The sequence below is a fragment of the Terriglobales bacterium genome, from assembly GCA_035651995.1.
Taxonomy (GTDB): Bacteria; Acidobacteriota; Terriglobia; order Terriglobales; family Acidobacteriaceae; genus DASRER01.
Genome location: DASRER010000042.1, coordinates 1 through 13,181, shown reverse-complemented (window position 1 = coordinate 13,181; position 13,181 = coordinate 1). Strand labels below are relative to the sequence as shown.

12 protein-coding genes and 1 tRNA gene are annotated in these 13,181 nt (G+C 64.2%); 8 read left to right on the top strand and 5 right to left on the bottom strand.

The genetic code is table 11. The annotated features are described in order from the left end of the window. The first annotated feature begins 55 nt into the window (after positions 1–55). The 5 genes from VFA60_14140 to VFA60_14120 all read left to right on the top strand — a co-directional run bounded on the left by VFA60_14140 (position 56) and on the right by VFA60_14120 (position 5,271). Positions 56–679, top strand: a complete 624-nt coding sequence (locus tag VFA60_14140) for a prepilin-type N-terminal cleavage/methylation domain-containing protein (protein HZQ92929.1) — start codon at positions 56–58, stop codon at positions 677–679. Next, complete coding sequence (locus VFA60_14135) at positions 676–1,224, top strand: prepilin-type N-terminal cleavage/methylation domain-containing protein (protein ID HZQ92928.1); 549 nt, start codon at positions 676–678, stop codon at positions 1,222–1,224. Before VFA60_14140 ends, VFA60_14135 begins: the two co-directional genes overlap by 4 nt. Continuing rightward, the gene (locus VFA60_14130; protein ID HZQ92927.1) at positions 1,221–2,312 is read left to right on the top strand and encodes a prepilin-type N-terminal cleavage/methylation domain-containing protein; all 1,092 of its coding nucleotides are present in this window, start codon (positions 1,221–1,223) and stop codon (positions 2,310–2,312) included. The genes VFA60_14135 and VFA60_14130 overlap by 4 nt, the downstream gene beginning before the upstream one ends. Before the next feature lie 10 nt (positions 2,313–2,322). Continuing rightward, positions 2,323–4,965: a hypothetical protein gene (locus tag VFA60_14125; protein HZQ92926.1), complete on the top strand. Its 2,643-nt coding sequence runs from the start codon at positions 2,323–2,325 to the stop codon at positions 4,963–4,965. A gap of 231 nt (positions 4,966–5,196) precedes the next feature. Beyond that, positions 5,197–5,271 (top strand) — tRNA-Gly (locus VFA60_14120). A 35-nt stretch (positions 5,272–5,306) separates the two neighbouring features. On the opposite strand, the gene VFA60_14115 is transcribed toward VFA60_14120, so the two are convergent. Next, positions 5,307–5,507 carry a hypothetical protein gene (locus VFA60_14115; GenBank protein HZQ92925.1) on the bottom strand — a complete coding sequence of 67 codons (201 nt, stop codon included), beginning with the start codon at positions 5,505–5,507 and terminating at the stop codon, positions 5,307–5,309. A gap of 347 nt (positions 5,508–5,854) precedes the next feature. On the opposite strand from VFA60_14115, the gene VFA60_14110 reads away from it, so the two are divergent. Beyond that, entirely contained in the window at positions 5,855–7,027 is a 1,173-nt protein-coding gene (locus tag VFA60_14110; protein ID HZQ92924.1) for a hypothetical protein, read from the top strand. A 34-nt stretch (positions 7,028–7,061) separates the two neighbouring features. Here VFA60_14110 and VFA60_14105 read toward each other — a convergent pair whose 3' ends face one another. Continuing rightward, a complete protein-coding gene (locus tag VFA60_14105) occupies positions 7,062–8,660 on the bottom strand; it encodes a hypothetical protein (protein HZQ92923.1) in 1,599 nt (532 codons plus the stop codon). Positions 8,661–8,878: 218 nt separating this feature from the next. Next, the gene (locus tag VFA60_14100; protein ID HZQ92922.1) at positions 8,879–9,274 is read right to left on the bottom strand and encodes a response regulator; all 396 of its coding nucleotides are present in this window, start codon (positions 9,272–9,274) and stop codon (positions 8,879–8,881) included. A gap of 243 nt (positions 9,275–9,517) precedes the next feature. On the opposite strand from VFA60_14100, the gene VFA60_14095 reads away from it, so the two are divergent. Further along, on the top strand, positions 9,518–10,501 hold the full coding sequence (locus VFA60_14095; GenBank protein HZQ92921.1) for an HD domain-containing phosphohydrolase: 984 nt from the start codon (positions 9,518–9,520) through the stop codon (positions 10,499–10,501). A gap of 6 nt (positions 10,502–10,507) precedes the next feature. Here the strand turns inward: VFA60_14095 and VFA60_14090 are convergent, their stop codons facing one another. After that, complete coding sequence (locus VFA60_14090) at positions 10,508–11,377, bottom strand: hypothetical protein (GenBank protein ID HZQ92920.1); 870 nt, start codon at positions 11,375–11,377, stop codon at positions 10,508–10,510. Between the two features lie 107 nt (positions 11,378–11,484). Next, entirely contained in the window at positions 11,485–12,507 is a 1,023-nt protein-coding gene (moaA, locus tag VFA60_14085) for a GTP 3',8-cyclase MoaA (protein HZQ92919.1), read from the bottom strand. A 166-nt stretch (positions 12,508–12,673) separates the two neighbouring features. On the opposite strand from moaA, the gene VFA60_14080 reads away from it, so the two are divergent. Beyond that, entirely contained in the window at positions 12,674–13,069 is a 396-nt protein-coding gene (locus VFA60_14080) for a hypothetical protein (GenBank protein ID HZQ92918.1), read from the top strand. The last annotated feature ends 112 nt before the right edge of the window (positions 13,070–13,181 follow it).

Genomic DNA, 13,181 nt, shown 5'->3' with positions numbered 1-13,181 from the left:
CCGGTGGAAACTTGGGTTACTTTCTGGCTTTCCCCGGAAAGTATGACCGCAAGGCATGAATAAGCTCGTTCACTCGCGCTCCCGGGTTCGGAAAGCCGCCGGCTTTTCGATGGTCGAGCTGTTGTTCGTGATTGCCATCATTATGGTGGTCACGGGCATCGCTCTGGTTCAGGTTTCGGGCACGCTCCAGCGGGCAAAGGCGGACACAGCCCTCCAGATCGTGCTCGGACAGATGCGCGTGGCGCATGAGCGCGCCATTGACGAGCGGCGCATCTACCGCCTGAGCTTCGTCAGCCCGCGGACCATTCAGCTGGATCGCATGGAGCTCGACGCCGGCGGCGCCTACACGGCGGTTGCGCAGGGATCCATCGACATTCCCGCGGAAACACAATTCACCGTGGTCAGCGGAATTCCGACGGCGGCGACGCCCGATAGCATGGGCGTCGGCAACCGGGCCATTGACTTCTCGATTGACTACGGCGGCGCCGGAACGCAGGTGTTCTTCCAGCCTGACGGCCGCGCGCTGGATTCGGCCAATCGCCTGAATAACGGCGTGGTGTACATGGCCCGGCCGGGGGACCTGCTTTCCAGCCGGGCCGTTTCGCTCTTTGGCGCCACCGGCCGCGTGAAGGGCTGGTTCCTGGTGATGAACGGTAATAGTCCGGAGTGGCGACAGTGAAAAAACGCCGGAAATCGCTCGGGTTTACGCTGGTTGAAGTCATGATGGCGATGGTCATTCTGACCGTCGGCCTGCTGGCGCTGCTGGCGCTGTTCGCGCAGGCGGTGGCCACCATGCAGGTCGCGCAGGAAGACCAGATTGCAAAGCAGAAGGCGCGCGAGGCCCTCGAGTCGGTCTACAGCGCGCGTAATGACACTTCGATTTCGTACGCCTCGATTCAGAACGTCAGCAACGGCGGCATCTTCAAGGACGGCTTCCAACCCCTCTACCTGCCCGGCGCCAATGGCGTGGCGGGGACGGTGTCCGACACCAGCACCCTGGACCGCATCATCACCCCAGGAAACGACGGTTTGATGGGAACGGCCGACGACGTGGTGCTTCCGCTTTCAAACTACCGGCGGCAGATCGCGATCTCACCCGTGTATCTGGCCGATGGTAGCGTGAATCCGAACATGCGCAAGCTGGTGGTCACAGTCCAGGTCTTCTCGCCTGGCCGGGGCACGCGCAATTACTCGGTCAGCGGATACATCTCGAGGTTCCCATGAGCAAACCTTCGACCACAATCGGGCGGCAGCGCGGTCTCACGCTGCTTGAGCTTCTAGTGTCGATCGCGATATCGATGATCGTGCTGGCGGCGGCCTTTCGAGTGGTCAGCTTCAGCATGCAGAGCAGCACGCTGGTGATGCAGCGCGGTGAAATGCAGTCGGAGCTGCGAAGCGCCGCCAATCAGATTGTCCGCGACCTCCAGCAGGCCGGCACCGGCATGCCGACCGGCGGAATTCCCCTGCCCAGCCAGGCCAGCGGCGGAACGAACCCGGTGTTCGGATGCGACAGCACCACCTGCTACCTGACGACCAACAACAAGTTCACTCAGGGAGTCTTTTACAAGGTGACGCCCGGCCACGATGCCGGACCAACTACGCTGGAAACGACGGACGCGATTGTTCTGGCGTTCAAAGACCCAACGCTGAACTGGACGGCCTATACCACGACCGCCCTGACCGACGCGGGGGACCAGCTCACCATGCCGGCCTCCACCACGCCGGCAGTGAATGACGTGGCCGTTGGCATCACCGTGGGCGACGTCTTGCTGCTCACCAACTCGCTGGGCTCCGCCCTGGGTGTGGTGACGGGAGTCAACGGCTCTACGCGCGTGATCAGCTTCGCCAACCTCGATCCTTTGAACATCAATCAGTCGGGCGCGCCGGTGGGAAACATCAAGTCGCTGCGTTACAACCCGATTCCGGGATCCGGCCCGCACTATCCGGCGGTGACGGTGTCGCGCATTACCATGATTACTTACTTCCTGCAGAGCGTCAGCACCACGAACGGTCCCGACGTGCGCCTGATGCGCCAGGTAGGAGCGCACAAGCCAGTGCCGGTGGCCGAACACATTGACGATTTGCAGTTTACCTACGACGTGTTTGACGACACGACCAGCACTCTTACCGCGAATCTCCCCGATGCTGCTACCGGCTCCCCCGCAACTCCAAAACCCAACCAGATCCGCAAGATCAACATGACGATCACGGCCCGTGCGTTGCGTCCCAACAACAAGGGGCTCTTCGACCGGATCGCGTATTCCACGTCGGTGGGTCCGCGGAACCTGGCTTATCACGATCGTTACAACTGAGGGTCTCATCATGAAACGGTTAGGAATGGGAACCCGGGTCCGCGGGAATCCGCAGCAGGGAATTGTTCTTCTCTCGGCGCTTCTCCTGCTCATCCTGATGTCCGCTCTGGCAGTGGCTGTGCTCTACAAGGTGAACTCCGAGCAGCGGCTGCAGAAGACGGACTCAGGCAACAACATGGCCTTCTACGGCGCTGAAGCGGGCATGGAAAAGATGATGGCCGACCTGGATTCGCTGTATGAGGCGCAGGCGGCCCCCAACTGGTGCGCCATCCAGGGTGTCGCGACGGCCACGCCCAACACATCGGACGTGAACGTCACCTACCCCGAATACGCCATTACCATTCCAAATCCGCCTGCGGGCTGCGGCAATCCGCCTTCGCATGTGCAGACCATTTCCTCGGGTCCCAACGCCGGACTGCTGGCCCTCATTGTTCCGCTGACGCTTCAGGTAACGGCTCAACGTCCCGGCGGCGAAGAAGTGCGCATGATCCGCCAGGTGGAAATCGCCGAAATCCCTGTGTTCCAGTTCGGCGTGTATTCGCAGACCGACCTCGACTTCTTCCCCGGCCCGGCCTTCGACTTCAACGGCCGCGTGCAGACGAACGGCAACCTGTATCTGGCATCGGACAACTCGATCACTTTTCATACGATGATTCGCGCCGCCGGCGACGTAGTGCGTGACCAGCTCGCCAACGGCGCCAGCACGGCCGCCCAGGGCCGCACCGGCACCGTCCTGATCCCGACCGCGCCCAGCGGATGCGATGGCTCCAAGCCGGCCTGCCGCAACCTGCAACTCTCGCCTAATGAGGGCAGCTCCACCAACGGCCCGACCCCGGCCTACGGTGGCACGGGAACGGCGAACTCGGGCTGGCAGTCCATCTCCACCAGCACCTACAACTCGATGATTCTGAGCGGCAGCACCGGCGCCAAGCCGCTGAACCTGGCGTTTGTGCAAACCGGCGTCAGCCCGATCGAGATCGTGCGGCAGCCTGCTGCGGGCGAATCGTTGACGTCGGCGATCGGCGAATCGCGCCTGTACAACCAAGCGCAAATCCGCGTGCTGCTGGCCGATGACCCGGCCCAGCTGCCCGGAGGCGCGTCGGATCCGCAGAACATCCGCCTGGCCAACGGCCACTTTGGCAGCGGCCCGGATTACTCCACCGGTGTTCCGGTGGGCGGCTCGGCGAACCACACCTATTTTGCCGAAGGCACGACCGCTTCGGTCGCCACCGAGACCGGCTGGATACTGCCCACTCCGGAACCTACCCTTCAGCCCTCCGGTGCGCCGCTCATCAGCGGCAGCACATGGAACCTGCTGGACGGATACCTGCGTGTGGAGATCCACAAGTCTGACGGCAGTTTTGTACCCGTCACCAGGGAGTGGCTTGAGCTCGGGTTCGCCCGCGGCTTCACGCCGCCCACGTCGGGAGCGCCGAACGCGGTCCACCCCAACGCTATTCTGATCTTCCAGGAGCAGTCTGACCGCAACGCCAACGGCGTAGCGGATGCGGCGGTGGCGGCCAAGAAGGGCGTTCCCGCGGTCCCGGCCGAACTGGTTACCGACAGCGGCACGGGCAGCGTGATTACGGGTGCGGCCACGCGCAACAATTGGTATCCCATCAACATGTACGATGCGCGCGAGGGCGAGCTGCGCGAGAACCAGCGCACTACCACCAGCTGCAACGTGGGCGGCGTCATCAATGTCGTGGAAATTGATGTTCGCAACCTGAACCGCTGGCTGAGCGGCGCCATCGGCACCACCGGCACGCAGACGGAGAACGTTACCCAGAACGGCTACGTTCTGTACTTCTCTGACCGCCGCGGCATGCTGGCCGGCGCCTCAGGCAGCTTGAACGGGGAATACGGTTTCGAAGACGTCATCAATCCGGCCACGTCGGCCGGTACTCCCAACGGGACGCTCGATACCGGTGAGGACATCAACGGGAACGGCTTGCTGGAAACCTACGGCAAGAACGACCTGGGCCTCGGGTTCGGATCCGGCAAGAGCGGCAACCCGGTGGTTGCGGTGGATTGCATGGGGACCGCGCGCAAGAACTGGGTCTCAGGCGCGCGCCATGCTGTGCGCCTGGTCAACGGTTCGCTCGGCAACGTGCCCATGCCGGGCTTTACCCTGGCCACTGAAAACCCGGCCTACGTGCTTGGCGACTACAACGCCAGCACCGGTGCCGGCTTCGGCGATCCGCACGCCTCTTCGGCGGTCATTGCCGACACCGTCACGTTGCTCTCCAATGGCTGGTCCGATCTGGAGAGCTTCAACAGTCCGGCCGACGTGAGCGGACGCGGCGCCTCGACAACGTACTTCCGCATGGCGATCGCGATGGGAAAGAACCGATTCTTCCCCAAGCCTACGTGGGCGGGTGCGCCCAACGACTTCGGAACCGACGGCGGTGTGCACAACTTCCTCCGTTACCTGGAGAACTGGGGCGGCTCAACGTCGAACTACCTCGGCTCGATGGTCAGCTTGTACTACTCGGCGTACGCCACCGGTGTCTTCAAGTGCTGCGGCACGGTGTACAGCCCGCCGACGCGCGCCTACGCCTTTGACCAGGACTTCACCGATTTGTCCAAGATGCCTCCAGGTACGCCGCGATTCCGCGACGTGGTCAGCCTGGGATTCCAGCAGGTCTTCTAGAGGGCAATCAGGTGTGTCGCGGGCCGGCGAGCTGCTCGCCGGCCTTCTTTAATAGAGGGTGCCGCGAAGCGTCGGGTTACCGGTGTGGCGCTGTGTTACCATGGCCGACATGTTCGGCGGGCTTAGTGGGTTGAGAGAACATCGCCGGGCAGTTCGGCGCACAACGACGCAAACCCGCTTCAGCAGCGGGAAATCAGCCTGTCGTGCGGTTTTACGCGTCATTAGATGCGAGCGGGAGTAGTTCAGCGGTAGAACGCCAGCTTCCCAAGCTGGATGTCGCGGGTTCGATCCCCGTCTCCCGCTCCAGAACAGTCTTCAGTTCCCGGTCCTCAGTCCAGACCTCACGCGGCTTCGTCGTCGATCTCCGGATCGGGGATGCTGGAAGGCGGGTCGCTGGTGGGAAACGTGTCGGCCAGCGTCTTGTCGAGGCCTTTCTCGCGGACGGCATTGCGGGCCTTTGTGAGCTGGTCTTCCGCGTCGCCCCCGCTGGCCGTGGGCGGCGTGGGGGTCAAATCGCGGCCATGCTCCGGCTTATCAGTCATGGCTCGCCTCTAGGGATTGGATGTCGCGCCCAGAGTTCGGATGCCCGCGCCCGGCCGCATCGTAAGCTGGCGTAACCCCACGAACCGGCGCCACTTGACGCCCTGGTGGGGCCTGGCCTCCGCTCGTTCATTTCCCTTTCGTCACCTCGCAGCCGGATATTGCAGGCCAGGAATCGCGCGCTGGCATGCGCCGTGCCATTTCGGGAAAACCGCCCGTTTCAGCCCGTTACTAAAGTGAGACCGAGCGCTTTTGTGCGCTGGCGCAACTGGTGGCGGCGTGCATACTTGATGAGATCAGGGAAAGCCTGTCTGGGCCGTTCTGCGGCCCGGAGAAAGCGGATTTTCAGGTGGCAGCTCGCGGTACCAGTCTGGTGGCGGGATGGCGTGAGGCGCGCCGGCTTTACCCGCTGTACATGGCGCTGGCGGCACAGTTCCGCCTGGGCGAGCCGCCGTACAAGGACGTGCGCGCGCTGCGCGACGGCTCCGAGCCGGAAATCATCGAGCGCGTCGGGGCGTGGATGTCGGAGATGGACGACCGCATCCAGGTGCACCAGTTCCGCCAGATCCTGCAGAACGCCGACAGCCGCGTCACCGAAGACCGCCTGCACAGCCTGATCAATCGCTACCTGAGCAAACCGTCGAAGACCGAGGCCGACCGCGACAAGTTGGACTTCCTGCTGGCGCAGTACTTCGCGGTGTGCGCGCCGCCCAGCTTCCAGCAGAAGGAAATCACGCTGGAAGACATGGCCGAGGTGCTGGAGCCGGTGCTGGGCGAGTGTCCCACGGAACCGCCGAGCTGGCTCGAACACCTGGAGCCGATGATCGCCGACATGCAGCGCGCCACCAGCCTGCGCCAACTGCTGCGCGCCGGCATCATCGAAAAAGGACGCGAAGCCAAGGCGGGAGCCGGGGAGAAGTACTTTGGCCCGAGCGCCCTGCTCACCTTCACGCGCTTTACATGGCTGCTGCGCCGCCATTGCACGCGCCTTCGCGATCTCGATCTGGACGCGATCGAGACGGGCTTGCGCAAGCTGGGCGAGAGCGGGGTTGAGTCGCTGGATTGCCGCAGCGCGGGTCTGCAAACGGAACGCCTGGCTTACATTGAAGAAATCTGCCGCACTACTCGCACGGAAACCGCATGGGCATACGGTGGCAGCAGCGACAGCAGCTTTGCGCGGCTGATGGAATTGCGCGCCGTCGTGGAGGGCGCGTTGAGCGCCGGGAGCGCGCAAGCCCCGGCCCGCGCGTCGGCCGCCAATGCCGAACTCGCCGCCACCGTGGCGCAGCTCAGGGCAGAAGTAGCGGAACTGCGTGCCGCAGTGGAGGCCATGCACTCGGCATTGCAGGTGGCGCTGCGTGATCGAGGCTCGCTGAACACCGCTGCGTCGAGCGCAGCGTCAGACCGGCCGGTCCTTGAACTGGACGCGGGGGAACCACCGCGGGCGGCCAAGAGCGCGGGTCAGGGCGTGGCCAAGATGGCGGCAGCGGCCACCCCCGAAGGCGACGTGCTGCGCATCTGAGGCCCGCCGGTCCTGGGAAAATGATTCGCAAACTTTAGGAAGAGCGCGCCTGCGTGGCGGCATGCCGAACCACGGCGGCCAGCCGGGCGCGTGAAGTGGCCATGGCGGCTTTTGCGTCACCGGAAGCGGCCGCTTCCGCTTTCTCGGCGCGAGCCAGCTCGGCCTGCCCCAGGGCCACCGCGTTGCGCATCGGCATGGCGTCGCGGCCGCGCGACTCCACCGAGGCGATCAGGATGGCGCGCACCGCCACGCAGCGCCGCAGTCCCACTTCATCGCTCGCCGGATTCTCGAAGGCGGCAATTTCGGCTTCGGTGAGCAGCAGCGCCTGGTTGCCGATCGTAATGCTCCTGGCGCGCCCACCCGCCTTCTTGGATGCTTTCGAGGAAATCTCGTTGGTGATGCGCTCGGTGAACTCGACGATCAGTTCTTCCGCCGCCGCAGGGTCCAACGGCGCCGGCGGCGCGGCTGCGGTTGTTGGCGGAGCCGGGGCAGGAGAGCTGGCGGCCGGTGGCGGCGCCGGAGTCGCAGCCGGAGCGTTTGCCGGGGATGGCGAAGCCGGCGCCGGCGCAGGGACGCTTGGAATGGGCGGCGCAGGCTTGCTCACTGCGGGCGCCGCCGCAGATTCGCGGTGCTCGCGGCGCAGCGCTTCCACCTCGCGCGACACCTGCTGGAACTGCGCCAGGAGCTCGGCCACCTGCTGCCGCAGCTCGCGAATCTGTTGCTGCGGATCAGCGGCGGCCACGGCCGCGTCGGTGATGCCGCGCAACTCCATGGCCTGCACGAACGGCTGGTCGTTGCTATAGTCGGTGAGCCGCGGCCGCTTCCAGCCGGCGACCAGTTCCTGCAGCTTCGCCACCGGCTGCACATCCAGACCGATGCCGCGGCAATCCACCGTCTCCACGCCCAGCTCGGTGAGTTTTTTCAGGTTGGCGGCGACGGCCTGCAGCTCCACATCCATGAGCCGCAGATAGGTGCGCCGCACCACGTAGTTGAAGCGCGTAAAGGCGACCAGGGCGCCGGGGGCAAAATACCGGTCGCCGGCGGCGACCTTGAGGGCGCGGCCGCGCTCGATGATCCTGCTGTCCACAAAGCCACGCATGCTGGTCATGCCGGGCGTGGCGGCCACCAGCTCTTCCAACTGCGCCGGCAGCGTGAGGTCATCATCGGCCGAGGGCCCGATGACGGCTTCGAGGATCTCGCCCACGTCGTCAAGCTCCAGCTTGCGGCGATGGAAGCTGGGCGGGGCGCAGACCGCCACGTACTGCGCCAGGAGGAAGTCCAACTTGTCGCGGTCGGCGTCGGTGCGGGCCGCCTTCTTCAGATAGCGCTCGCTGAGGTAACCGAGGGTCTGCTCGACGGCGGTCACGTCATCGTTCTGCAGGATGTGGCGGAGGTGGTGCGCCTTGACCTGCTTGTCGAGTTCGTCCACCCATGCTTCGACCACACGAAGGGCTTCCGGTTCAGAGCCTTCTTTCAGTTCTTCCAGCGACGCGATGGGAGGATCGGTGAGCCGGAATGCTTTCGCTATCGAGGTATAGACGGGATAGACCCGCCGCGCCATACGCCAACGTGCCGCCAGGCCCTGTCCCGAGGAAGCTTGCCGCGATGTTTGTCCCATGCTTTCTGGGAGCATTGGGTCTCGTGCCAATTCGGTTGCGCCAAGGCTGGCTGTGTCTGCCAGCGTCAGGGCTGTTACTTGCAGACGGTTCAAAAGGGCCGCAGTAATGAGGCGAGTACCTGAGCCAGGCTAGTGAACCATAGCTGGCCGGGAAAGAACAGAACCACCTGCCTCAAGAGAATCGAGACCATCAACTGCCGCGGGACGAATGCAGACGCCGAATGTGCGCCCCACTACCGCGATGCTCCGCCAGCCGGGGTTACCTTGCTCTGGTTGGAGAGCATGGCCAACACCTTGCGCAGCTTTTCGCGATCAATGGGCTTGTAGAGCACAAAGGTGGCACCGGACTTGAACGCCTGGTCCATGTGCTGCGAGTCCTTGTGGCTGGTGACCACCACGATGGGCGACTTGCGATTGATGCCGTTGCGCCGTATCGACTGGGTGAGCTCAAGCCCGCCCAACTGGGGCATTTCCAGGTCGAGAAAGACAGCGTCAAACGCGATAGTGTTCAGCAGGCGCTGCGCTTCCACGCTGTCGGACTTGGCGGTGACCTCGGCGCCCAGCAGCGTGAGGGTCTGGCTGATCAGCTCCAGCGCAACGGGATCGTCTTCCACTACCAGCGTTTTCAAGGGCGGCAATGTTCCTCACCTATCGTGTCACAAACACCTTCTTGCGCAGGCGTGCTCCTGCTCAGTTTACGCCATTCGATTCCCATTCCGGCACCCGCCAAGAATCCGATGTAACCAAAACGGGCCTGCGCAAACGCTCATGCGCTGCTTCCCTGCGTTCGTCGGCCGATATGTGCCGTACTGTGAGTAGTCCGGCAGAGAAGCCGGATGAGGGCCTGCAACCTCACCCGGCCCGGGCCGATCATGAGCGAAACTATCCTGATTGCCGACGACGACGCGCAGAACCGCGAGCTGATTACGGAAATACTGTGCGAAGCGGGCTACACCGTTGTGCAGGTTACCGACGGCCATACCGCCCTCCATCGGTTCGGGGTGCTGCGTCCGGACCTGGTCCTGCTCGACGTGCAGATGCCCGGCCTGAGCGGCTTCGATGTATGCCGCGCCATCAAAGCCGATCCCGACACGCGCCTGCAGCCAGTGGTTTTCATTACCGGCCTTACGGCCCTCGAAGACCGCGTACGCGGCATCGAGGCCGGCGGGGACGACCTGCTGAACAAACCGGTGCAGCGCGTGGAACTGCTGGCACGCGTGCGCTCGCTGCTCAGCCTGAAGCACTTCACCGACGAACTGGAGCACGCCGAAGCCGTGCTCTTCGCGCTGGCCGAGAGCATCGAGGGCAAGGACCCGTACACGGTCGGGCACTGCCAGCGGCTGGCCTCGTACGCCGCGCGACTCGGGCAGGAGTGCGGCCTCAGCGACGACCAGATCAAGACCCTGCGCTGTGCCGGCATCGTGCACGATATCGGCAAGGTGGCCGTGCCTGACGCCGTGCTCCTGAAGCCGGCCAGGCTGACGTCCGAAGAGTTCGCCGTGATGAAGCAGCACACCGTGGTCGGCGAACGCATCTGTTCGCCGCTGCATTCGTTTCGCGACGTGCTGCCCATCATCCGCAGCCACCACGAGCGCCGCGATGGCTCGGGCTATCCCGATGGGCTGCGCGGCGAGCAAGTTCCGATCACGGCGCGCGTCCTCCAGGTGGTTGACGTGTATGACGCCCTCACCACCGACCGCCCCTACAAACGTGCCTGTTCCCTGGAGCAGGCGCTGGAGACGATGCAGGATGAGGTGAACCGCGGCTGGTGGGACCCGTACGTGTTCGCCACCTTCGAGCAGATGATGACCAGCGACGCAATCCCGGAGAACGCGCACCGTGCCGCAACAGGCTGATCGCGTTCAACGCCCGACGAAGCTGTTGGGATCGACCGGCATGTTGGCCAGCTTGTCGAAACTCAGGTCCCAGCGATACTCGAAGCTGAATTCGCCGTCGGCGGCCAGGTCGATGGACCATTGCGCCGGCAGAACCACGCCGCCGGTGTTCTGGAATTTCCCGAACGTCTCCTTCAGCACATATCGGCGGTCGCGAGTTCCCACGCCGCTGGCGCCGGCTCCCCTTACGCTGGCGACGCCCGCCGTGCTGGTGCTGGCCGGGATGATGACCGTGTATTGCGAGCCGACGTGCCGGTAGCTCTCCGGCTCGAAGAAGAGCTGGATTTTCACGTCCGTGTTCTTGCGCGGCTCGTAATCAAGTTCGTGGACCTGCTGCCCTTCCCACTTTTTCAGTCCGGCATAGCGCAGCTTGGGCTTGCTGCTCCCCACGTCCAGCAGCGGCCATCCGGTGGAGAGCGTTCCGCCAAGCAAACCTTCCTTCATCAGGACGTCGCGCGCGTAGATGAAGTCGCCCAGCTTGGAGCGGCTGCCGGTGCGCAGGTACGCAACCATGAGCTTGGAGCCGTCGAAAAGGACATCCTCCCCGGTGTAAACGTCGTTGTTGAAGCTGAACGCCCAGCGCATCTTTTTGCCGTCGGAGGCCAGTTGTGCGGTGCCGTCAAGCCGCGAATTGCCGGGCGTGATGGTGCGATAAGCCACGGCGCCGGTGGCCGCGCGCGAGCGCGCCGCGGCGCGCGCCTCGGCGGCGCCGACCGACGCCAGATGCCGCGATACCAGCTCTTCCGGCGTCAGCTTCTCGTTGTCGTCGGCAGCTCGGGCGGTCGCGGAAATGGTGCATAGAAGCAGGACGAGGGCGGTGACAATGCGTCGCATCAATTCATGACTCCCGGAACCGCGCTGCAGCATAGCGCCGTGCCAAAGCGGTTGTAAACGGGTTCGAATGCGCCACCATGCGCAAAACGCGGACTGTCAACTCGGGAGGGTCACCCGCCTCGGGTGTGCATTTCGCGGTGAGGATCGCTGCGCAGGTCCTGAATCTGGAAGAGCGGGGCGCGCTGGGCGACCTGAAGGCGCTCCTCGGCGCCGCGGTCGGTGCGGCCGCGCCAGGCATCGGCGATGCGCGCGGCGATCTGGGCGGGGCCGGCGCCGGAGCGGAGAATCTGCTTGAGGTCGATGCCGTCGCGGGCGTAGAGGCAGAGAAAGAAGACGCCGTCGGCGGTGAGGCGGGCGCGATCGCAGGCGCCGCAGAACGGCTGGGTTGTGCTGGAGATGACGCCGAAGCGCGTGCCGTCGGCTAGGCGGAAACGCTCAGCCGGCGCCGAGCCCTGGCCGCCTTCGGGGGTAATGCGTCCGTAACGCCGCTCAAGCGCCGCGAGGATTTCAGTCTTGCAGAAGACCTGCGCGCTCGACCAGCGCGTGGCGCCGCCCACGTCCATGTACTCGATGAATCGGACTTCAGACTCGTGCTCGCGGCCGAATTCGATCAGGTCGGCGATCTCGTCGTGGTTGAACCCGCGCACGATGACCGCGTTGATCTTCATGCCGCTGAAGCCGGCGGCGCGGGCCGCGGCAAGGCCCTCCAGCACCCGCGCGTGAGCGTCGCGACGAGTGAGGGCGCGGAAGCGATCGGGACGCAGAGTGTCGAGCGAGAGCGTGATGCGATCGAGGCCGGCGGTTCGCAGAGCGCGAGCCTGCTCCGGCAGCAGCAGGCCGTTGGTGGTGAGCGCCAGATCGCGGACGCCCGGATTCCGCCGCAGCAGGGTGACCAGCTTGTCCAGGTCGCGGCGCAGCAGCGGCTCGCCGCCGGTGAGGCGGAGCTTGTCCACGCCCAGATTGGTGAAGATTTCTGTAAGGCGCGCGATCTCCTCGAAGCTGAGCAGCGCGTGGCGCTCCAGCCACACGTACTCCTCCTGGGGCATGCAGTACTCGCAGCGCAGGTTGCAGCGGTCGGTGACCGAGACCCGCAGGCTGCGGAGGGGGCGGCGGAATGTGTCGTGGAGAGTCATTTGGCTGGCTACCGCGATTATATCGGCGCGCCGCGCGACCAGAATCCAAGCTTGACACATCATGACGTTTCTGCGGAAACCCGGGGGTAAGGTAACCCGCGCCGTTCACTGGAGGTGCGCGGGTGAGACTACAGCAAGAATTGGATTGATCGCAATCTCACTGGCCTTGACCGCACAGGTCGGTTTCAGCCAAATAACGGGATGTTTCGGCGACGGAACGCTGCAAAACTGCAAGATCTCTGCAATGGAACGCTCGTCCGATGGGCTGATTCACGTCAAATACCACGTTGAAAGCAACGGCACTCAGGCGGACTCGAACATGGCGGGCCCAATCGCATCAGCTATACAGATGTGGAATAGCCAGTCTCAGGCCACCGGAGTTCAGTTCGACCCGGTCGATTCTTCGAACGCGGCGGATATGGTGATCGCGAGCAGCAATGACAACTCCCAGACCGGCGGATGCATGGGCATGAACTACGTCACTGGTTTGCTGGCGTGGTCGCCGTCGACCTGGGAAGTGAACTCTGCCGTAAACCCGGGCATCGCTGCCGCGGGCCTGTGACCTGCCCCCTTACTCCGCACACTCCTGAATACGAACGTTGATGTTAACTCCATCCTCGTGGTGAGCGGGGATGGGGGTGTGGGGCAAGGGGACGGCGTTTGAGTCCTCTTGC